Source organism: Ruegeria lacuscaerulensis, from assembly GCF_013034685.1.
Lineage (GTDB): Bacteria > Pseudomonadota > Alphaproteobacteria > Rhodobacterales > Rhodobacteraceae > Ruegeria > Ruegeria lacuscaerulensis_B.
On sequence record NZ_WQGO01000003.1, the window covers coordinates 452,250 to 473,828 of the forward strand.

General features: G+C 59.0%; 18 protein-coding genes and 1 riboswitch. Of the genes, 13 read left to right on the forward strand and 5 right to left on the reverse strand.

Annotation, left to right across the window (positions count from 1 at the left end; genetic code table 11):
* Positions 1 to 4: 4 nt before the first annotated feature.
* Positions 5 to 328, reverse strand: coding sequence for a 2Fe-2S iron-sulfur cluster-binding protein (locus GOV80_RS09945; RefSeq protein WP_170769391.1), 324 nt, complete (start codon positions 326 to 328; stop codon positions 5 to 7).
* 127 nt (positions 329 to 455) lie between these two features.
* Between GOV80_RS09945 and GOV80_RS09950 the strand changes: the two genes are divergently transcribed.
* The 3 genes from GOV80_RS09950 to GOV80_RS09960 all read left to right on the forward strand — a co-directional run bounded on the left by GOV80_RS09950 (position 456) and on the right by GOV80_RS09960 (position 2,865).
* Entirely contained in the window at positions 456 to 845 is a 390-nt protein-coding gene (locus GOV80_RS09950) for an OB-fold nucleic acid binding domain-containing protein (RefSeq protein WP_237215751.1), read from the forward strand.
* A 75-nt stretch (positions 846 to 920) separates the two neighbouring features.
* Positions 921 to 1,871, forward strand: a complete 951-nt coding sequence (locus GOV80_RS09955; protein ID WP_170784362.1) for a hypothetical protein — start codon at positions 921 to 923, stop codon at positions 1,869 to 1,871.
* A 175-nt stretch (positions 1,872 to 2,046) separates the two neighbouring features.
* Positions 2,047 to 2,865 carry a DUF2189 domain-containing protein gene (locus GOV80_RS09960; RefSeq protein WP_170769394.1) on the forward strand — a complete coding sequence of 273 codons (819 nt, stop codon included), beginning with the start codon at positions 2,047 to 2,049 and terminating at the stop codon, positions 2,863 to 2,865.
* A 44-nt stretch (positions 2,866 to 2,909) separates the two neighbouring features.
* Here GOV80_RS09960 and GOV80_RS09965 read toward each other — a convergent pair whose 3' ends face one another.
* Positions 2,910 to 3,599, reverse strand: a complete 690-nt coding sequence (locus GOV80_RS09965) for a glutathione S-transferase N-terminal domain-containing protein (protein WP_170784363.1) — start codon at positions 3,597 to 3,599, stop codon at positions 2,910 to 2,912.
* A 130-nt stretch (positions 3,600 to 3,729) separates the two neighbouring features.
* Positions 3,730 to 3,807: riboswitch (SAM riboswitch) on the forward strand.
* Between the two features lie 62 nt (positions 3,808 to 3,869).
* Between GOV80_RS09965 and metZ the strand changes: the two genes are divergently transcribed.
* Positions 3,870 to 5,060, forward strand: a complete 1,191-nt coding sequence (gene metZ / locus GOV80_RS09970; RefSeq protein WP_170784364.1) for an O-succinylhomoserine sulfhydrylase — start codon at positions 3,870 to 3,872, stop codon at positions 5,058 to 5,060.
* Between the two features lie 173 nt (positions 5,061 to 5,233).
* The gene (gene folE2 / locus GOV80_RS09975) at positions 5,234 to 6,337 is read left to right on the forward strand and encodes a GTP cyclohydrolase FolE2 (RefSeq protein WP_170784365.1); all 1,104 of its coding nucleotides are present in this window, start codon (positions 5,234 to 5,236) and stop codon (positions 6,335 to 6,337) included.
* A 387-nt stretch (positions 6,338 to 6,724) separates the two neighbouring features.
* Here folE2 and GOV80_RS09980 read toward each other — a convergent pair whose 3' ends face one another.
* Positions 6,725 to 7,510 carry a hypothetical protein gene (locus GOV80_RS09980; protein ID WP_170784368.1) on the reverse strand — a complete coding sequence of 262 codons (786 nt, stop codon included), beginning with the start codon at positions 7,508 to 7,510 and terminating at the stop codon, positions 6,725 to 6,727.
* Between GOV80_RS09980 and GOV80_RS09985 the strand changes: the two genes are divergently transcribed.
* Positions 7,509 to 8,957, forward strand: a complete 1,449-nt coding sequence (locus GOV80_RS09985; protein ID WP_170784370.1) for a TrkH family potassium uptake protein — start codon at positions 7,509 to 7,511, stop codon at positions 8,955 to 8,957. The genes GOV80_RS09980 and GOV80_RS09985 overlap by 2 nt on opposite strands.
* Positions 8,957 to 10,534 (forward strand): thiamine pyrophosphate-binding protein, encoded by a 1,578-nt coding sequence (locus GOV80_RS09990; protein WP_170784372.1) that lies wholly within the window; start codon positions 8,957 to 8,959, stop codon positions 10,532 to 10,534. Before GOV80_RS09985 ends, GOV80_RS09990 begins: the two co-directional genes overlap by 1 nt.
* 51 nt (positions 10,535 to 10,585) lie before the next feature.
* Here GOV80_RS09990 and GOV80_RS09995 read toward each other — a convergent pair whose 3' ends face one another.
* A complete protein-coding gene (locus GOV80_RS09995) occupies positions 10,586 to 12,319 on the reverse strand; it encodes a serine protease (RefSeq protein ID WP_170784374.1) in 1,734 nt (577 codons plus the stop codon).
* A gap of 203 nt (positions 12,320 to 12,522) precedes the next feature.
* Here GOV80_RS09995 and GOV80_RS10000 point away from each other — a divergent pair, with 203 nt between their 5' ends.
* Positions 12,523 to 13,452: a glycine--tRNA ligase subunit alpha gene (locus tag GOV80_RS10000; protein ID WP_170769402.1), complete on the forward strand. Its 930-nt coding sequence runs from the start codon at positions 12,523 to 12,525 to the stop codon at positions 13,450 to 13,452.
* A gap of 8 nt (positions 13,453 to 13,460) precedes the next feature.
* On the opposite strand, the gene GOV80_RS10005 is transcribed toward GOV80_RS10000, so the two are convergent.
* The gene (locus GOV80_RS10005) at positions 13,461 to 14,093 is read right to left on the reverse strand and encodes a MarC family protein (protein ID WP_170769403.1); all 633 of its coding nucleotides are present in this window, start codon (positions 14,091 to 14,093) and stop codon (positions 13,461 to 13,463) included.
* 78 nt (positions 14,094 to 14,171) lie between these two features.
* Here GOV80_RS10005 and GOV80_RS10010 point away from each other — a divergent pair, with 78 nt between their 5' ends.
* The 5 genes from GOV80_RS10010 (at position 14,172) to GOV80_RS10030 (ending at position 21,553) form a co-directional block, all read left to right on the forward strand.
* Entirely contained in the window at positions 14,172 to 14,693 is a 522-nt protein-coding gene (locus GOV80_RS10010; protein WP_170769404.1) for a DUF6446 family protein, read from the forward strand.
* 4 nt (positions 14,694 to 14,697) lie between these two features.
* Positions 14,698 to 15,912 (forward strand): sodium/glutamate symporter, encoded by a 1,215-nt coding sequence (gltS, locus tag GOV80_RS10015; RefSeq protein ID WP_174819315.1) that lies wholly within the window; start codon positions 14,698 to 14,700, stop codon positions 15,910 to 15,912.
* A gap of 9 nt (positions 15,913 to 15,921) precedes the next feature.
* Positions 15,922 to 18,120: a glycine--tRNA ligase subunit beta gene (glyS, locus tag GOV80_RS10020; RefSeq protein WP_170784376.1), complete on the forward strand. Its 2,199-nt coding sequence runs from the start codon at positions 15,922 to 15,924 to the stop codon at positions 18,118 to 18,120.
* Positions 18,121 to 18,228: 108 nt separating this feature from the next.
* The gene (locus GOV80_RS10025; protein ID WP_331252071.1) at positions 18,229 to 20,724 is read left to right on the forward strand and encodes a putative PEP-binding protein; all 2,496 of its coding nucleotides are present in this window, start codon (positions 18,229 to 18,231) and stop codon (positions 20,722 to 20,724) included.
* 187 nt (positions 20,725 to 20,911) lie between these two features.
* The gene (locus GOV80_RS10030; RefSeq protein WP_170769407.1) at positions 20,912 to 21,553 is read left to right on the forward strand and encodes a cell wall hydrolase; all 642 of its coding nucleotides are present in this window, start codon (positions 20,912 to 20,914) and stop codon (positions 21,551 to 21,553) included.
* The last annotated feature ends 26 nt before the right edge of the window (positions 21,554 to 21,579 follow it).

A 21,579-nucleotide genomic window follows, 5' to 3' on the forward strand; every position in this document is an offset into this window, starting at 1 on the left:
ATCATCAGATCTGTTTCTCGGGCATCTGAACGACCAGACCGTCCAGCGCGTCGGTGACTTTGATCTGGCAGGTCAGGCGGGACCGCTCTGGGTCGGGCTCAAACGCAAAGTCCAGCATGTCCTCTTCCATGTCGTCTTTGGCAGGCACCTTCTCGACCCAATCAGGGTGGATATAAACATGACAGGTCGAGCAGGCGCAGGCGCCGCCGCAATCGGCCTCGATGCCGGGGATGTTGTTGTCACGGGCCCCTTCCATGACGGTCAGTCCGTTGGCGACCTCGACAGTGTGCTCGGTACCGCCATGCTCGACATAGGTGATCTTTGCCATTGCGTGCGTCTTCCTTTTACGATGTTCGAAACCTTCCTTAGTCAAGCCATTTAGGTCTTTCCACCCTCATTTGCGACTCGGGATGCCGCGACTGGACATTCCTGTGATATGTTCTATTTTTGTTCTCATGCTTGTTGCCCCTGTTCGCAGTGCAGTTTCAAACCGAGACTGGCCGCGCCCACCCGCTTGCCTGCCAGCCAATCGGCTGGACGATCCGCCCGATCATGCGCGTGTGACCGTGGCCGGGCTGGTGATCTTGCGGCAGAGGCCGGGTACAGCCAAGGGCGTGATCTTTCTGACGCTGGAGGACGAAACCGGCATCGTGAACGTGGTTGTCTGGCGCGCGATGTATGAACAATTTCGCCGGGCGGTGATCTCGGGCCGGTTGCTGCGGATCACGGGGCGGATGCAGCGGGCGCATTCCGTAACCCATGTGATCGCGGAAGAGATCGAAGATATCTCGGCCATGTTGGACGTGTTGGTACGGGGGGAGGGGCAATCGCCCCAAAGCAAGTGAGAAGAAAACACCCAGACGTCATGGTTTTGCCAAGGTTGAATGTAATTCAGTCACCAGTTTGACGGGTATTACATTATGAAAAACAAGTATTTGTACCGCGTATTTCGACTACGTCGGCTGATATTTCTTAGTTTGATTCTTTTGTTCGTGCCATGGGCTGTGGGGACGCAGGTATTTGGTCATTCCGCACTTTTGGCGGGTCCGAAAATGCAACTCGTGACGGCCTTGTTTGGTGTATTTGCAATCATGTTACTGGTGCTCATTTATCCGCGGGTCTGGTGGGAGACGGTCACAACGGCCTTAGTGCTTGGTATGACCCTAATGCTCTTGCCGGTGATTGAGATGCTGCCCGACCTTGCGCCAACGCAAAATCAAGGGAAGGTAACAGCCTGGACGATTATCGGAACGGTTCTGGTCTGTTTTTTCTTATGGCTCGGCCTGAACTGGCTGCCCAGCGTTTTTCTGCATGTTCCCCTTGGTTTGCGGGAATGGAAGTCGCGCGCCAGATACCTCATCCCTGCACAGCGTGCCTTTGACATTCTGAAGACAGCACCTGACAGCTATAGTAGAAAATACAAAACCGGTCCGGTGGGTGACGATGGGTTATTCACGGTCTCGATGAACATGAACACGGTAAATCCCGACACCTGGGACCCGGAGAACATGGAAATGCTCTATAAATGCAAGATCGAGCAAGAGAGCGGTACGAGTCAGGTTATTTCGACGTATTATATGGTTGAAGGAGAGGCCAACGTGGATGTCGAACGCTTGACTGTCCGCGGCGAAGGGCAGACCGCGATATGTGAGACAGTGACAATCAGAAGTCGACGAAACCTGTACGAAGATTTGGGTTTTTGGGTGCAGGATTTCGGAGCGGACCATTTGCATGCTAGATTGGATGCCGCCGAAGGTCTGTCCTCGATTGCGCTGGTCGACTTGCCGTATGTGTCGCCATTGGTCGGGCTTGCGCGGTTTTTCGAGCAGTTTAATGAAGATCCGCCTGGTAAAAGCGGCGGATCGATTTAGCACTCTGCCGACTATCGCTTGTCCCGGTGGTTCTTGGACATGCCGATATACGGTACACGGCCCGCCTGAAACTTACTCCTGCCTTGCCCAAACGTCAGCGTTGATGCACAGTTTCATCATCGGAACTTTGGCGGCGCCGACAGGCTGCCGTGCCACGCTTTGGGAGGACCGTGACATGCCATCCAAAACCGCAGATTCCACACCGCCAGACGACCTGACGCCCCAGCCACAGGACAGGGCCAACGTCAATACGATCACTGCTGACGATATCACGGCCTCTTTGAAGGCCGGGTTTTCCGACTTTCTGGCGCGCCCGGTCATGAGCGGCTTTTTTGGTCTGTTCTATGCGGTCTTCGGCATTCTACTGGTTTGGGTCATGGTCTGGCTGGGCAAGATCTGGATGATCATTCCGGCCATTGTCGGCTTTCCGTTGATTGCACCATTTGCAGCCGCCGGGCTGTATGAAATGTCACGCCGGTTGCAAAAGGGACAGGCGTTCGGGTGGTCCGACATCCTGACCGTCATGGCCCATCAGCGCAAACGCGAGATGGGCTGGATGGCCTTTGTCACCCTGTTCATTTTCTGGGTATGGGTTTATCAGGTTCGGCTGTGGCTGGCGATTATCCTGCAAAACGCCTCGTTCTCGGATTTGGACGGGTTTTTGAACATCGTCTTCTTTACCCCGCAGGGCTGGACGTTTCTGGCCGTTGGCACGGCCATAGGCGCATTCCTTTCCGCGGTCCTGTTCTCGGTCACTGTCGTCGCCATGCCCATGTTGCTGGATCGCGAGACCAACTTTGTCTCGGCCATGCTTACATCTATCCGCGTCGTCACCGAAAACCCTGTGGTCATGCTGAGTTGGGCGGCGATTATTTCGGTCACGATGCTGTTGTCACTAGTTCCGGCATTTCTGGGCCTGATCTTCACCTTGCCGATTCTGGGGCATACGACATGGCATCTCTACCAGCGGGCGGTGCCACCGGTAGAGGGGTGATTTGAATGTGAACCCTTCGGAAAAGGGTCAGCCGCCGACCGTGTTCATCGCTTGAACAAATTGCTCTGCGATTGCTTGTCCCGGTGATCTCCGCGCAACTCGGCGTGCAGCGCGCGACCGGCCTGAACGCCGGGGCGGGCGCTGACGGTTTCCAGCCAGCGGGTGAAATGAGGTTTGTCCTCCAGCACCTGTTGCTGACCTTCCCACAGGCTGGCCCAGCCCCAGATCGACATGTCTGCAATCGAGTAGAAATCGCCCGCGACATATTCATTCTCGGCCAGCCGCCGGTCGAGCACGCCGTAAAGCCGCCCAACTTCGGTGCGATAGCGATCCTTGGCATAGGGCAGGTCTTGTGGCGGATCCAGTTGCGGGGCGTATTTCAAAAAGTGGTGCGCTTGACCGGCCATGGGTCCGACCCCGCCCATTTGCCACATCAGCCATTCCTCAACGGCGATCCGGTCGCGCTCGGTTTCGCCATAGAACCGCCCGGTCTTGCGGGCCAGATACATTAGGATAGCACCGCTTTCGAAGACCGAGATCGGTTCTCCATCCGGGCCGTCGGGGTCCACGATGGCAGGCATCCGGTTGTTGGGCGCGATTTTCAGGAATTCGGGATCGAACTGATCGCCCTTGCCGATATTGATCAGATGGGTGGTGTAGGGCAGCTCCATCTCTTCCAGAGCGATAGACGCCTTCCACCCGTTTGGCGTAGGCCAGAAATACAGATCAATCATGGTCTCTCCTTCGGTTGACGGCGATCATGAAGGTTTCGGGCCATTGGGCAAGGGGGCAGGGGCAAACTGTTACGAAACCGTGACTGATTGCGCCTAAGGCTTGACGCCTTTGCATGCGCGGCGTAAGGGCAAGGCACCACGTGGCGATTTGTTACCGGATTGCGGGCCACGCTAAACAACACCGCTAAAAGGTCAGGATGAAAGACCCCTTTCGCTTGGCCGCGTCTGGGGTTTTTTGTTTGCCTCCACAGAGGGGCCGAAAGGAATGACATGAGCGAGAACTGGAACAAACGCACACAGGCCGTCCATGGCGGCATCCGTCGCAGCCAATATAACGAAGTGTCCGAGGCGATCTTTCTGACGCAGGGCTTCGTTTACGAAAACGCCGAACAGGCCGAGGCGCGGTTTATCGAGACCGGCCCGGATGAGTTTATCTATGCCCGTTATGGCAACCCGACCGTGTCCATGTTCGAACAGCGCATCGCAGCGCTGGAAGGGGGCGAGGACGCCTTTGCCACCGCATCCGGCATGGCGGCGGTGAACGCGGCGCTGGTATCGATGCTGAAGGCGGGCGACCATGTGGTTTCGGCCAAGGCTTTGTTCGGCTCTTGCCTCTATATCCTTGAAAACATTCTGACCCGTTACGGCGTTGAAGTGACCTTTGTCGACGGCACCGATCTGGACGCGTGGAAAGCGGCGATCCGCCCCGACACCAAAGCGGTTTTCTTCGAATCCATGTCGAACCCCACCCTTGAGGTGATCGACATCGAAGCGGTGGCCACGCTGGCCCATGCCGTCGGTGCAACCGTGATCGTGGACAATGTGTTCTCGACCCCGGTCTTTTCGCGCGCGATCCAGCAGGGCGCGGACGTGGTGGTCTATTCCGCAACCAAGCATATTGACGGGCAGGGCCGGGCTCTGGGTGGTGTGATCATCAGTACCAAAGAGTTCATCCGTGGCACCGTTGAACCCTATCTGAAACATACCGGCGGCGCGCTTAGCCCGTTCAACGCGTGGGTCATGCTCAAAGGGCTTGAGACGATGGCTCTGCGGGTGAATGCTCAGGCCGAGACGGCGCAGATCATTGCCGAGGCGTTGGAGGGCCATCCCGCGCTGGAACGCACGCTGTATCCGGGGCTGAAAACCCATGCCCAAAATGCGTTGGTGCAATCGCAGCTGGGCGGCAAGGGCGGTACGGTTCTGTCCCTGGACATCAAGGGCGGGAAAGCAGCGGCTTTTGCTTTCCTCAACGCGATGACGATCCCGGTGATCTCGAACAATCTGGGCGACGCCAAGTCGATCGCGACGCATCCGGCAACAACGACCCATCAACGCCTGAGCGATGCGCAGAAAGACGAGTTGGGCATTACACCCGGCTTGATCCGGTTCTCGGTCGGGTTGGAAGATGCTAGCGACCTGCTTGCCGATATTAAGCGCGCATTGGACGTTTCTCAGCAGTAAACGTCGCGTCAACGGTGCTACAAACAGGCTCAAAGAGATGTGTGCGGGGTGGTAAATCGCTCATCCCGCACCAAAAATCGATCCGGACTGTGTTTTCCGGCGTATACGGTTAAACTGGAAAACACGCCCAAGCTGTATATAGTCCGGCGGCGAACCCCGAGGAACCCCAAGCGATGAACGTGCATCCCCGTGACATTGACGACGCCCCCGACCATGACGAGGCCGCTGCGGCGCTGAAAGTTCTGCGCAAATGGGCGGTATCCGCGACCGACGCCGAGATCAGTCAGCTTGATCCGGCAATCGCGCGTCTTGTGCCGGGGCAGGAGACGTCCAACTATCCGTCTTTGTCGCGCGACTACCCCGAGGACTTCAAGGCCGATGAGGCCTATCGCGCCACGCTGCCCGATCTGCAAAACGGTCCGTCCAGCTTGATCCGGGGAGCGAAGCAGCAAATTCAGCATGTGGGTATCTCGAATTTCCGCCTGCCGATCCGGTTTCACCGCAAGGATGGCGAAGACCTGACGCTTGAGACCTCGGTCACGGGCTCGGTCAGCCTTGAGGCCGAGAAGAAGGGCATCAACATGTCCCGTATCATGCGGTCCTTTTACAAACACGCCGAGCGCACGTTCAGCTTCGAAGTCATGGAAGCCGCGCTGGATGATTATATGACCGATCTGGACAGCTTTGACGCGCGTATACAGATGCGGTTTTCCTATCCCGACAAGGTGAAAAGCCTGCGCTCGGGGCTGGAAGGCTATCAGTATTACGACATCGCGCTGGAGCTGGTGGAACAGAACGGCGTGCGCCAGAAGATCATGCATCTGGACTATGTCTACTCTTCGACTTGTCCCTGTTCGCTTGAGCTGAGCGAACATGCTCGTTCAACACGTGGCCAGTTGGCGACGCCGCATTCACAGCGGTCGGTGGCGCGGATTTCGGTAGTGGTAGATTGCGACGCCGATTGCCTTTGGTTCGAGGACCTGATCGCGTTGTGCCGTCGTGCCGTGCCCACGGAAACACAAGTGATGGTTAAACGCGAGGACGAGCAAGCCTTTGCCGAGCTGAACGCCGCAAACCCGATCTTTGTCGAAGATGCTGCGCGCCTATTCTGCGCCGAACTTCTGGCCGACCACCACGTGGGTGATTTTCGCATAGTCGCCAGTCATCAGGAAAGCCTGCACAGCCACGACGCTGTATCGGTTCTGACCGAAGGGCCGACCTTTGTATCATCCAGCCTTGACCCAAGGCTGTTCTCGACTCTGTTCCATGTCGGCTGAACGCGCAAAGTCTCAGGATTAACCTTACGGCACGTTTTTGCCGCATCGCAGCAAAAAATGCTGCGCTCGCACGGTCTTTGAAGTAGACTGATGTGGAATGCAGCCGTGGTTAGACCGTTGGTCAATGGGAAAGCCACTCTGAAGGAAGCTGAAACGTGCAACGCTTGATCCTGCGTGACATCGTTTCCCGCCCGTTATCCCAGGGCGGGCAGGGCCTCTTTTTCTCAAGCGTGCTGCGTTACTTTCAGAGGAGAGACTACGTATGAATCCGATTACCCAGCCCTTGGAATTTCAGGCTGCCGCAATCCGCATGGCAGGCTACGCGGTGAGCAACCAGATGAAAATCATGCAAATTCTGGCTTGCTCGGCGATGGAGCTGCCATTTTTTCAAGTGCAGGCACTGCACGCCTCATCCGCTGCGCCCGCGCCTGTTGCACCGAAACCTCCAGCGCCGGCCAAGCCGAAACCGGTAGCCCGTGCTGCCAAGGTGAAAACGCCGCCGGCGGCTAAAGCCAAGCCTGCGGTCAAAGCGAAACCGGCAGCGAAGCCAGCCGCCGAATCACCTAAACCGGCAGCCGTGAAATCCACACCGGCCAAAGCAGTGGCTGCCAAACCGGCCAACAAACCGCACATAGCCAAACCAGTGGCGAAAAAACCAGCTGCGGCCAAGCCAGCGGCAGTTAAATCGCCCATCGTAGCCAAGCCTGCGGCTGCAAAACCGGTAGCTGCCGCCGTTGCGGCGAAGCCTGCGGTTAAGGCTGCGCCGAAACCGGCAGCGGTCCCTGCTGCATCCAAGCCAGTGACCGCAAAAGCTGCGCCGAAACCGGCCGCTCCTAAGCCTTCGGCGGTAAAACCCGCAGTTGCAAAAACGGCAAAGGTCAAGGCAGAGGCACCCAAACCAGCCGCACCCAAGGCGCAACCTGCCAAACCCGCAGCACCCAAGGCCGAAGCCGCGAAACCTGCTGCACCCAAGGCCGAAGCCGCGAAACCTGCTGCACCCAAGGCCGAATCCGTCAAACCTGCAGCCCTCAAGGCAGAGGTCGTGGCACCAACCCGCCGGACCCGTGCGCCATCGAAGCCGCCCGCAATGCCCAGCGCGACCAACAAAACGCAAAAGTAAATCGGGGCATCCGCTTGACACAGTCGTGCAGGCGCGCCAACGCTGCGCCTCATGACGGATATACGCCCGGTTGGATATGTGATTGGCCTGCTGGTTGCCATTCTTGGGGCGACCATGATTCTGCCTTTGCTTGCGGACCTGATCGAAGGGCGCGACGAATGGCATGTGTTCCTTGAAAGCGGGATCATCACCGTCCTGACAGGCGTCATTCTGGCAATGAGCTGCTCGAACGGGGTGGGCGAAGGTCTGACAATCCGTCAGACCTTTTTGCTGACCACCGGGGTTTGGGTCGCTCTGCCGTTTTTCGGCGCGATCCCTTTTTTGATCGGCGCAACAGAACTGCGCTTTGTCGACGCTTACTTCGAAGCGATGTCCGGCCTGACGACCACCGGTTCGACCGTGATTTCCGGGTTGGATAAGCTGCCGCAGGGCCTGTTGCTGTGGCGCGGAGTGCTGCAATGGTTGGGCGGGATCGGGATCATCGTCGTCGCTATGGTATTTCTACCCGAACTTCGGGTGGGCGGGATGCAGATCTTCCGCTCGGAAGGGTTTGAAACTATGGGGAAAATTCTACCCCGCGCGCAAGAGATTGCGGGTCAGATTTCCCTGATCTACGTCTTTCTGACCTTCGTCTGTGTGCTGGTATATGCCGGCTTCGGCATGAGCTTTTTCGACGCCGTCGTCCACGCCATGACCACAATCGCGACGGGAGGGTTCTCGAACTACGACGCCTCGTTCGGGACGTTCTCGGGGCCGACGGAATATGCCGCCTCGGTGTTCATGATTTTGGCGGCGCTTCCTTTCGTGCGCTATGTGCAACTGGCAAATGGCAACACCAGTTCGCTGTGGAAAGACAGCCAGATCCGTGCCTTCCTGGCCACGATCCTTCTGCTGGTCGCGATAATGACCGTCTTTCTGCTAACCGTCTTTCCGCATCACTGGGAACAAGCGTTCCGGGAATCTCTCTTCAACATCACCTCGATCATCTCGGGCACAGGTTATGCCAGCGTGAACTACATGACCTGGGGCAGTTTTCCGGTCATGGTGTTCTTCCTGATCGGCCTGATCGGTGGCTGCGCGGGCTCGACCGCCTGTTCGATCAAAGTGTTCCGCTATCAGTTACTGTTTGCCTCGATCAAGACCCAGATACGCCGCATCCGCTCGCCCCATGGGGTGTTCATGCCTTTGTATGATGGACGGCCGATAAGTACGGATGTTCTGACCTCTGTGATGAGCTTTTTCATGTTCTTTGTGCTGTCAATGGGCGTTCTGGCTTGGGCTCTGGCACTAACGGGTCTGGACTTTATCACCTCGGTTTCAGGCGCGGCGACGGCGTTGGCCAATGTAGGGCCGGGGCTTGGCGATCAGATCGGCCCGGCGGGCAATTTCGCGGGCCTGAGCGATACCGCCAAGTGGTTGCTGTCCATCGGGATGCTGGTCGGGCGGCTTGAGCTTCTGGCCGTTTACGCCCTGTTCACCGTTCAATTCTGGAGAAACTGATGAAAAGACCCCTCGGCGCGCAAATCTCGCATATGCTTCGGGATCGCGGTGTGGATGTGATTTTCGGCATCCCCGGCGTGCATAATCAGGAAATGTACCGGGGGATCGAAGAGGCGGGCATCACCCATGTTCTGGCTCGGCACGAACAAGGGGCCGGGTTCATGGCTGACGGGTATGCGCGGGCAACTGGCAAGCCGGGGGTGGCCTATGTGATCACCGGGCCGGGCCTGTGCAATATCATGACACCGATGGGGCAGGGATATTCTGATTCGGTGCCGATGTTGGTTTTATCGTCATGTCTGGACGAGACCGAGGCGTCAAAGGGCCAGTTGCACCAGATGAAGGACCAGCGCGGGGCCGCCGATACGGTTGCGGATTGGTCGGTGCAGGCAAACTCGGCCGAAGCCGCCTACGGGCTGGTCGAGCGCGCCTTTGAGGAATTTGAGCTGTCGCGCCCGCGTCCCAAGCATATTCAGGTGCCGATCAAACAGCTCCAGGCCGAGGCTGATCCGGCCCCGTTTCCCAACCAGCCGGGGATGCGCACCAAGGCCGCGCCGCCGGATGTCGCGCCTGTTCTGTCGATGCTGAACATCGCCCGCAGGCCCTTGTTCATCCTGGGGGGCGGGGCGCGGTCCAACCTGTGGCGGCAGATCCTGACCCAATTGGGGGCGGCCTGTTTTACCACCTATGCGGGGCGTGGCATGGCCGGGTTGAACTATGCGTTGGATTTTGGGGCCTATCTGCCGCGGCCTGGCAGCGCAGAAGTTATTGCCTCGGCTGATCTGGTAGTGGTCGTCGGGTCGGAACTGGGTGAGGTTGACCTGTGGCGCGACGATCTGGGGCATTCCGGAAATCTGGTGCGGGTCGATCTGGACCCGGCTGTACTGTCCGACCGCCACCGGGCAGCGGTCAAATTGCAGGTGGATGGAGAAAGCTTCGCCCATGCGCTTTGGGCGGCGATCGACCATGTGAAACCGGCAACTGGCTGGACCGAGGACGAAGTGGCGCAAGCCCGCGCGAAATGGCGGGTCGAGGTGGACGCCGAACGCCCCGGCATCGTCCCCGTGCTGGACGCGCTGCGCGAAGCGATGCCGGCCGAGACCATGATCTATTCGGACATGACCCAGCTAGCCTATGTCGGCAAAGAGGTCTGGGACATGACCTTCCCCTACCACTGGCATCACCCGACCGGGTTCGGCACGCTGGGTTACGCTCTACCCGCCGGGATCGGTGGTGCGGTTGCACGGCGCGGAAAACCGACGGCGGTGATGGCCGGGGATTACGGGTTTCACTACACAATGGCCGAGCTTGGCGTCGCGGTCGAACTGGGCTTGTCTCTGCCCATCATTCTCTGGGACAACGCCAAGCTGAAAGAGATCGAGGACAGCATGGTCCGGGGGCAGATCGCACCCAACGCCGTGGTCGCGCGCAACCCCGATTTCTGCAAACTCGCCGAAGCGTTTGGCGCTCTGTCCGCAAACCCCTCTAGCCTGGAGGAGATGCAGCAGACGGTTCGTGGGGCATTCTCGGCGCCGGGTCCGACGCTGATACGGGTGACGCCCGACATCCTGGCATAAAAAAAGCGCTGCATGGGTTTTGCGGCGCTTTTTCTGTTTTGGGTTAAACGCTTAGTCCCAGCAGTGAACCAGCACAGTCATACCAGTTGCGCGACGGTTCAATTCGTTGGGGGACACCTGACCAGTGGCTTGACCGGTCTGACCGGCAACGCCGGCCTTATCAAGTATTTCACCCAGACGCGCCGCTGTTGCCGCCAAACTGACCGAGGCGGGCAGGGTGCGGCCGTCCGAGGGCGTCGGCAGCAGCATCCCCACAACCTGACCACTGGTGTCAAAGATCGGACCACCCGCGTCGCCGGGTTGTGCGGCCAGCGCCAGACGTTTCACGCCCTTTTCCCCGTTCAGCCCGCGCACATCGGCGATCTGGCCATAGGTCAGCGTCGGTGCGCCCAACGCGCCTTCATAGGAAAACCCGGACACGGCGACCTCGGTCTGAATGCGCGGTGTAACGGCGTTGAACTCGGCAACATTCAGCGGGGCGAGGGTGCTTTTGGGCCGCAGGACGGCAATGCCAAGATCCACATCGGTCCAGGCGACCTGAAGTTCCTGATCACCGTCCAGCGTCAGGCGAGTGCACATGTCGGTAGCCTCGGCCACGGTCAGGATCGTACCGTTGGCATCTGCGAAAAAGCCCGAACGCGACAGGCGGGGTTTGCGCAGCTGCAAGCCCGAGATCAGGTCAATGCGCTGCTCAGACTCGGCCCCGGCGCTGGCATCCAGAACGGCGTCATTGGTGGAAAAACTGGCCTTCATCGCCGCCAGAACACGGGCGCGGCGGGCCTCATCCCCGTCGGGCCACACAAGGGTGAAGCCCTTGATCTGGCCGTCTTGCAACTTGGCTTCGGTATAAGACACGATACCGTTGCCGCGCCCTTCGAGCGTAAAACGGTCACCGCGCAACTGACGAGGGCCGTCCAGCGGCACTATCTCGAGCGATTGCATGACCTCGTAAAGCGCGCGCAGGGTGTTCTTGTCGCCTTCCTGACTGATCAGCAGTGCCTTGGCATTCAAGTCAGAGGCGCTGTTGAAATGGGCAAACGGGGCCTCATACCGGTCAAAGGCAACGGCGCTAAGCGGCAGGTCCAGATCAATCCCCGCCTGCGGGTCGGAATGGCGGGCCATCCCGACGCTGATCAGAGGGGCGTTGTAGTCGTCCATCAAGGTGGTGCGTTGCGCGGTGGTTAGAACTCCGGTGGCCTCGAACCCGTTGAAGCGCTGCCAATCCGCCATCGAACGACGGGTGCCTTGCCCGAAAGCTCCATCAATGGTCGAATTGTAGAACCCGGCGGCCTGAAGGGCGGTTTGCAACGCGCGTCGATCCTGCGCGCTGAGCAGCCGTTCGGATTGTAGCGCCTGCGCGCGGGTTTCATCTGATGTCTGCGGCGTCAGCCCGGTTGCAGGTTGTTCCGGCGCAGCGGTTGTCGGAGGTTCCACTGCAGCGCGGTCTTGGCTGGTGCTCGAAACAGGCCAGAACTGCGGCCCAAAACTGTTGGAAAACGCGATGTAACTGTCGGAGGGGATTTGGCCTTCAGCGCGATAAACCCTCAGAACTTGCTCGGCATCAGCGCGTAAATACGGTCCTATAACAATAGCGTACCAGCCAGAGTTCAAGCGAAACCCATTCACGTCTGGTAGAAGGGACGCATAGGCCTGCGCGCGCTCTTGGGCTTGGCTCAGGGATGGCCGTGCCTCGACCTGAACCCAGACGCCTGCCTCTTGCTGGGCGAAAACGGCGCGGGTGCCGAAGAGGAAAAGAAATAGAATTGCTGTAAATATGCGTGTCATTGTCTGCCCGTGTCCGCAATTTTTATCTGGGTGGCAGAGTACGCCAAGTGCAGGGTTGAACACCATGCCCAGATTGCGGGGAATTTGCAGTGTGGCGATGCAGTGACAGGCCGGACGCACTGGCCCGTTGACGCCCCTTGGCCCCTTGCATAGGAAGGGCAAAACCCATCGTTACCGGCGCAGCGGCGCCCAAAGGGAATGTCATGACCGAACAGTCCAGCGCACCTCGTTCTTTTCAGGAGATTATCCTGCGGCTTCAGTCCTATTGGGCCTCGAAAGGCTGCGCGATCCTGCAGCCCTATGACATGGAGGTCGGTGCAGGCACATTCCACCCGGCGACGACTTTGCGCGCCCTGGGGTCCAAGGCATGGGCTGCTGCCTATGTGCAACCCTCGCGCCGCCCGACCGACGGGCGATATGGTGAGAACCCCAACCGATTGCAGCACTACTACCAATATCAGGTGTTGATCAAACCCAGCCCACCGGACCTGCAAGAGCTGTATCTGGGTTCGCTTGAAGCGATCGGTATCGACATGGAGCTGCACGATATCAGGTTCGTCGAGGATGACTGGGAAAGTCCCACTCTGGGCGCATGGGGTCTGGGCTGGGAGGTTTGGTGCGACGGCATGGAAGTCAGCCAGTTCACCTATTTCCAGCAGGTCGGCGGCCACGACTGTACACCCGTTTCGGGCGAACTGACCTATGGGCTGGAACGTCTGGCCATGTATGTGCTGGGTATCGACCATGTGATGGACATGCCCTTCAACGACCCTCAATCGCCCAGCCCGTTGAAATATGGCGATATCTTCAAACAGACCGAGGAAGAATACGCCCGCTGGAATTTTGACGTGGCCAATACCGAGGTCCTGCTGCGCCACTTTGAAGAGGCCGAGGCGGAATGCGCCACTATTCTGGCGCAAGAGCATGATGATCCAAAGACGGGCAAGCGCATCGTGATGGCGCATCCGGCTTATGATCAGTGCATCAAGGCCAGCCATATCTTCAACCTGCTGGATGCGCGTGGGGTGATTTCAGTCACCGAACGGCAGGCCTATATCGGGCGGGTGCGTGCCCTGGCCAAGCAATGCGCAGATGCGTTTGTCATGACCGAGGCTGCCGGGTACGAGGCTTGATGGCCAGATCACGCCAATCCGGGCAGCAACACCTTCAGGCCGTCGGCGATCATGCTTATGGCGATGGCCGAAAGGATCATGCCCATGAAGCGGCTCATAATAACGCGCGCGTTTGCGGACAAGCGTTTGGCCAGCTCCGATGCGTTCCAGAAGGTGACGAACAGCAACAGCAGGACGACCAGAAATACGCCTGCATAAAGCATCGCATCCACTGGTTTGGTGATGTGATGAGCATAGAGGATCAAAGTCGTGATCGTGCCCGGACCGACCAGAATGGGAAAGGCCAGCGGATAGAATGCAACGGTGTCGGGTTCGGGATAGGATTGCTTTTCATCCTCGGTACCGTGATGGGTGGTGCTTTGATTGCCGCTCAGCATGTTGAGGCCGATCATCAGGACGACCAGTCCTCCCGCAACGCGCAGGTCATCGACCGAAATGCCAAACAACCCCAACGCCTGATTGCCGATGGCCGCAAAAGCCCCCCCCAGGATCAGGCAATAGATCGTCACTTTCGCCGCCACCTTACGCTGATCGGTCGAGGACAACCCTTCGGTCACGCTGAGGAAAACGGGCAGGTTGGTGATCGGGTTCATGATCGCAAACAAAGCGCCGAAGAATCCGACGGTAAGGGTGGAGTCCATTCGATAAGCCTCGTATCAACCTGTTACGTGCCGGACCCTGTCCGATTTCATGCGCATTTGAAAGAGGCTGCGTGACCAATGACCGGAAAACTGCTTGCTCTTCTGTTGCTTGGCTCGGCCGTTTTGGCCGGGGCAGGGATGTACTACCTTCAGGTTTACGGGTTTTACTATTCGGTCGATCCGCAGCCGGGACGCGATGTCCAGCTGGTGGCTGTGACGTCTGAAAAAGCGGAGCCAATTGCTTACTCGGGGTTTCAGGCGATTGATGCCGACAGCTCTCCGATCCGGTATCGGGCCTGCTTTGAAACCGAGCTGACCCAGGAAGATCTGGCCGCTTTCAAGCTGGTGGACAATGCTGAGCCACTGACCGCGCCCGGGTGGTTTGACTGTTATGATGCCGTGACGATTGCGGATGCACTGAAATCGGGACAGGCGCAGGCTTTCATGGGGCAAAAGAACATCCACTATGGCGTGGACCGGATCGTTGCCGTGACGCAGGACGGCAAAGGCTATGTCTGGCATGCGCTGAACAATTGCGGCGAAAAAGCTTATGACGGAACCGTGGTGGGCGAAGAGTGCCCGCCGCGCCCGCAGGAGTAGCGAAATGATCGAAGAGATGCTGCAAATCCCGGATTTCCTGACGGCCACAATGGGGTTTGCTGTCTATCTGATCGGGGCCGAGATCAACGCCCGTGTAGCAGCGCTACGGCAATTCAACATCCCTGAACCCGTAACCGGAGGGTTGCTGGCCTCGGTCTTTCTGCTGGGGCTTTATCTGCTTTTCGGGATTGAGATGACTTTTGGTCTGGCCGCGCGGGATTTCCTGCTGGTGGTGTTCTTTGCAGGGATCGGTTTGAATGCCCGGCTGTCGGATTTGATCGCGGGCGGGAAGCCGTTGCTTTTGCTTCTGATTCTGACACTTGTGACGATTGTTTTGCAAAATGGCGTGGGCGCTGTTGGGGCAGTGCTTTTTGGCTATCCGGCGCAGGCCGGGGTGCTGTTCGGCTCGGCCGCGCTGATCGGCGGGCACGGCACGGCAATCGCCTGGGCCCCCGAAGTGGGTGCGGTAACTGGATTAGAGGGCGCGACCGAACTGGGGGTGGCCGTTGCAACCTTGGGCCTTGTATTGGCGGCTCTAGTCGGCGGCCCCATCGCGCGTTATCTGATCGAGGGCCGGAACCTGACACCTGAACGACCGGACGAAGAGCACACCGTCGGCCTACCCGAAAACCCCTCCGAGGCTGCCTCAAAGGTGGATCACCTGACCATCATGCGGGTGATGCTGTATCTGAACATCGCAATTGTTGCCGGGTATTTGCTTCATCAGGCCATCAGCGCGGCGGGGTTGAAGCTGCCGCTTTTCGTGCCTTGCCTAATCATGGGGATCGTGATTGCCAATCTGCGTTCTGCGCTTTTCCCCAAGGCTCCGCCAGTTGCTCGAACGCCCTCGCTGGCGCTTATTTCCGAGTTCTCGCTAGGCGCGTTTCTGGCCATGTCACTCATGAGTTTGCAGCTGTGGACCATTGCCGAGTTGGGGCTGGCTATCATTGTGATTTTGGCAGCGCAGACACTTATGGCCGTGGCTTTTGTTATCTGGGTATTGTTCCCGGTGATGGGCGGCAGCTACCGCGCTGCTGTCTTGTCAGCGGGGTTCGGCGGGTTCGCCCTTGGGGCCACTCCGACCGCTATCGCGAATATGACCGCTGTTACCAAGCGATATGGCCCGTCGCCTATTGCCTTTATCGTGCTGCCCCTTGTATCCGCGTTCTTTGTGGATATTGCCAATGCCATCGTCATCCAGACGATCGTGAACTTCTAAGGACCGACCATGCCCGACCTGCTGATCGAACTGTTTTCCGAGGAAATCCCCGCACGGATGCAAGCCCGTGCCGGTGAGGATCTGAAAAAGCGGATTACCGATGGTCTGGTCGAGGCCGGTCTGACCTATGCCGGGGCCGCAGCGCTGACCACGCCGCGCCGCCTGACTCTGGCGGTTGAGGGGCTGCTGGCGGAAAGCCCAACCATCCGCGAAGAACGCAAGGGCCCAAAGGTCGCCGCCCCGGACAAAGCCATCGAAGGCTTCCTGCGTGGTGCGGGTCTGACCCGTGATCAGCTGGAAGAACGCGACACCCCCAAGGGCGCGGTTTATTTCGCCACCATCGAAAAAGCCGGTCGCCCGGCAGCCGAGATCGTGGCCGAAGTGCTTGAGGCCACCATCCGCAATTTCCCATGGCCCAAGTCGATGCGCTGGGGCAGCGGCCCGCTGCGCTGGGTACGCCCTTTACACTCGATCCTGTGCATCCTGTCGGATGAGGCGGGCGCGCAGGTCGTGCCGCTTGAGGTCGAGGGGATCAAATCCGGGGATACCACGGGGGGGCACCGTTTCATGGCTCCGGATCGGTTCTCGGTCACGTCTTTCGAAGACTATGCCGCCAAACTTAAACGCGCCTTTGTGGACCTGAACCCTGCGGACCGGGCCGAGCATATCTGGAACGACGCGCAGAACATGGCCTTTGCCGCCGGTTTGGAAGTGGTCGATGACAAGGGCCTGCTGGCTGAGGTTGCCGGTCTGGTCGAATGGCCGGTGGTTCTGATGGGTAAGATCGATGACGAATTTCTGGACCTGCCCCCTGAGGTTCTGCAGACCTCGATGAAAGAACATCAGAAGTTCTTTTCGGTGAAGAACCCCAAGACCGGTCGGATTGAACAGTTCATAACCGTCGCCAACCGCGAGACCGCTGACAATGGCGCGACTATTCTGGCAGGGAACCAAAAGGTGCTGTCCGCCCGGCTGGCGGATGCGAAGTTCTTCTGGGAGAACGACCTGCGCATCGTCAAGTCCGACGGGTTCGAACCTTGGGTCGAGAAACTGAATGCGGTGACGTTCCATGCCGAACTGGGCTCGCAGGGCGAGCGGGTTCTGCGCATCGCCGCGCTGGCGCATGAACTGGCCGGGGCAACGGGTGCGACGCCCGCACTGGCGATGATGGCCGCACAGTCGTGTAAGGCCGATCTGTCATCCGAGATGGTGTTCGAATTTCCCGAATTGCAGGGCTTGATGGGCCGCTACTACGCTCAGGCTGCCGAATTGCCAGCCGAGGTGGGGCAGGCCAGTCAGGAGCATTACTCGCCGCTTGGCCCGTCGGATGATGTGCCGACCGCATCGGTCTCGGTGGCGGTGGCGCTGGCCGACAAGCTGGACACGCTGACGGGGTTCTGGGCGATTGACGAAAAGCCGACGGGCTCGAAAGACCCGTTTGCGCTGCGCCGCGCAGCGCTTGGGGTGATCCGGTTGATCTTGAACAACAATTTGCGACTGTCGCTGAATGACACCTTCGCATCGGCATTGGGAAGCTTGCTGAAACTGCCCGAATGGCAGGCAGCCCTGCTAGAGGCCAAGGCGAAACAAGCCAAGGCCGAGGATGCTGAGGCCGCCGCGCAAGAGGTTCATGGGCTGGCTCATCAGGTCGAAGCCGCGACAGCGATCGTCAGCAATGCTCCGGCGGACCTGCTGTCCTTCTTCCACGACCGCCTCAAGGTGTTCCTGCGAGACGAGGGCATCCGCCACGACATCATCGACGCCTGTATCGCGATGGACGGCAATGATGACCTCAACCTGTTGGTCAAACGCGCTCGTGCTCTGAACGCGGTGATCGCGACCGAAGATGGCGAGAACCTTGTTCAGGGCTTCAAACGCGCCAACAACATCCTCACACAGGCCGAGGAAAAGGACGGGGTCGAGTATTCCTACGGTGCGGATGTGAAGTTCGCCGAGACCGACAGCGAAAAGGCGCTGTTTGCGGCGCTTGATAACGCGCAAGGTAAGATCGAAGCCGCGCAGAAGGCCGAGGATTTCCCCGCAGCCATGACCGCTATGGCCGCACTGCGCGGTCCGGTGGATGCCTTCTTCGAGGATGTTCAGGTCAATACCGACAATGACATCCTGCGGCGCAACCGCCTGAACCTGCTTAGCCAAATCCGGCAGGTCTGCGCGCGCGTCGCGGACCTCAGCAAGATCGAGGGCTGATCCAGATCGCCCTTGCGCCATTGGTGCAGGGGCTTATGCTGCGGGCAAACAAAAGGTGCCGCAGTGCAGAATAACCCGCATACTACATTAATTACGCCCACAGCGCCCGTGACCGCTTCGTCGCACGGGGGGCGTGCGAAGTGCCTGCAACGGCTTGTGCGTCTGGATATGCCGGTTCCGCGCACCGTGGCTCTGTCTTTTGATGCGGTGCAGAACATTGCGCAGGGCCAAGTTCCTGATATCGACGCTATTCTGGAGCAGTTCGCGCAGACGGATCTGTTGTGTGTCCGTCCCAGCTCTGAAGACCCCGATTGGGGTGGTCCCGGCGCAATTCTGAATATCGGGATGAACGACGCGCGCTATGTGGACCTGTCGGATTCGATGGGCGTCGAGGCAGCGGCAGCTTTGTACCTGCGTTTTGTCCAAAGCTACGCGATCCACGTGGCACGTCTGGACGCGGATGTGTTTGACGAGATCGACGCGGACGGGCGCGAAGGTCTGCAACAATCCTTGCGCGCCTACGAAGACGAGACGGATGAAAGCTTTCCGCAGGACCGGGGCGAGCAATTGGTTGCGGTTTTGCGCTCGATGGCGCGGGCGTGGGATGGAACTTCGGCGCGGTTGCTGCGGCAGGCCAAAGGTGCGCCCGCGGATGCCGGGCTGGGCCTTGTGATTCAAGAGATGATACCCGGCGTCGGTCAGGGAGAATGCGGGTCGGGCGTGTTGCAACTTATTGATCCGACAACAGGAATGCCGCAGATCACCGGTCGCTATCTGAGCCAGAGCCAGGGCCGCGATGCGCTGGGGGAAGGGGTGGCCGCGCTCTATCTTGAAAAGGACCCGCGCGGGAAATCTCTCGAAGAGGTTGCGCCTGACGCGTTTGCTGACCTGAAGGCACATGCCGCGCAGATGCGAGCCAAGCTACGCGAGGAGATGCAGGTCGAGTTTGTGATCGAAAACGGTCATGTCCATATTCTGGACGGTGTGCGGGTGCAACGCAGCGCTCGGGCGGCGGTCCGGATTGCCGTGCGTCTGGCCGAAGACGGCATCATACCGCCGCAAGAGGCCGTGATGCGAGTCGATCCGCATTCGCTGAACGAGTTGTTGCACCGTCAGGTTCACCCAGACGCGCAGCGCGACGTCCTGACTACCGGGATTGCCGCCAGTCCGGGTGCTGCTACCGGCAAGATCGTGTTCACAGCCGCCGAGGCACAGGCCAGCGCCGCACGGGGTGAACCCTGTATTCTGGTCCGCCGCGAAACCGCGCCGGAGGATGTGCGCGGGATGCACGCAGCTGTTGCCGTGCTAACCGAGAAGGGCGGGATGACCAGCCACGCGGCGGTGATTGGCCGTGGTCTGGGTCTGCCCTGCATAGTCGGCGCGTCCGAGATGCGATTCCAGACCAAGAAGAAGCTGCTGACCGCACCGGATGGTCGGATGTTCAAAACCGGGGATGTTCTGACAATCGACGGTAGTTCGGGCCAGGTTCTGGCAGGGCAGCCCGCAATGCTTGAAGCCGCCCTGGACGATTGTTTTCAAACGCTTATGGGCTGGGCTGACGCGGAGCGTGACATTGCCATCCGCGCTAATGCCGACACACCTGCCGACGCACAGACTGCACGCAACTTTATGGCGCAGGGTATAGGACTGTGCCGGACTGAACACATGTTCTTTGATCCCGGTCGTCTGATCGTGATGCGCGAGATGATCTTCGCGCAAACCTCTTCGGGTCGCGCGGCGGTGCTGGAACGCCTTTTGCCGATGCAGCGCGAAGACTTTGTCGAACTGTTCCGCATTATGGAAGGCCAACCCGTCTGTATCCGCCTGTTCGACCCACCATTGCATGAGTTCCTGCCCACCACTCGCAGCGGTCAGCGTGAGCTGGCCGAAGCGCTGGATCTGCCGGTCTCGGACGTTGAACGCCGGGTGGACGCAATGACCGAATATAACCCTATGTTGGGTTTGCGCGGCGTCCGTCTGGGCGTGACCGTGCCTGAGATTTACGACATGCAGGCCCGCGCCATCTTTGAGGCGACGCTTGAGGCCAGCAAGAACGGCGCACCAGTTGTGCCCGAGGTGATGATCCCTCTGGTTTCGGCCAAGCGCGAGGTCGAGCTCGTCAAATCGCGCATCGACACGGTTGCCGCCTCGGTCGCGGCTGAGCGCGGGCAAGAGTTTGAATATCGGCTGGGTGTCATGGTCGAAACCCCGCGTGCCTGTCTGCGCGCCGATGAGATTGCGCCGCAGACTGCGTTTCTGAGCTTCGGTACCAACGACCTGACCCAGATGACTTACGGCCTGTCGCGCGACGATGCCGGACGCTTTATGTCGGCCTATGTCCAGCAGGGTGTATTCGCCGAAGACCCATTCCACGTGTTGGATTCGGATGGCGTGGGAGAACTGCTGAAACTGGGCGCTGAGAGGGGGCGGCAAGTTAAACCGGACGTGACCCTATCGGTCTGTGGTGAACATGGCGGAAACCCCGAATCAATTGCCATCTGCCGTGCGCTTGGATTCGACTATGTCTCCTGTTCACCCTTCCGGGTCCCGGTCGCTCGGCTGGCTGCCGCTCAACTGGCGATTTCGTCCAGACTTGGGGGTTGACAGCGGCACAATCCGCTAGGATTAGTAGGAAACAAATCACACCGTCGTCATATATTTTTGACGTTACGGCGATTTTCCACTTGCTTTTTTTAGAAAACTGGACGTTTCCGATTCAATTCGGTATGAGCCTCGTCGCGCCCGCCGGGGGAGGGTATGGCGCCGAATGTGCCTGTGCGAGGTTATCTGAATGCTACGATACATACTGGCTGCTGCCACATTGGCGGCAACCGTGCTGCCAAGTGTTTCCGTCGCTGAGAGGGAAACCACTGATACTGCCAAGCGTGAACTTGTGACTCGGACTGAACTGCCCGGTCAAAACTTCCGCGAATACTTGAATTTGTTCAAGCCCCGAAAGGTACTTGAACAGCAGAAAATATCCTACTCCAAGGACTGGCTGGATGATCAGCCCGCCGCAACCGGGGATGAGCACTTCAAATGCCTGGCCGAGGCGCTTTACTTCGAAGCGCGTGGGGAAAGCGTGCGCGGTCAATTTGCCGTGGCTGAGGTCATCATGAACCGTGTGGACAGCAGCCGCTTTCCGGACACGCTGTGTGGGGTGATCAAGCAAGGGACCGGCAAGAAATACCAGTGCCAGTTCACTTATACTTGTGATGGCCGCAAGGAAGTGATCCGAGAGAAAAAAGCCTATGAGCGGGTGTCCAAAGTAGCCCGTGCCGCGATTGACGGCCTCAGCGATGCGCTGACCGAAGGGGCGACCCATTATCATACCAAGGCGGTGAAACCGTCCTGGGCGCGGGTCTACAAGGAAACGGCTCGGATTGGTGTGCATATTTTCTATCGCCACAATTATCGGACGGCTAGCAACTAACTGACGCACCCGCGCTGGAACCCTGA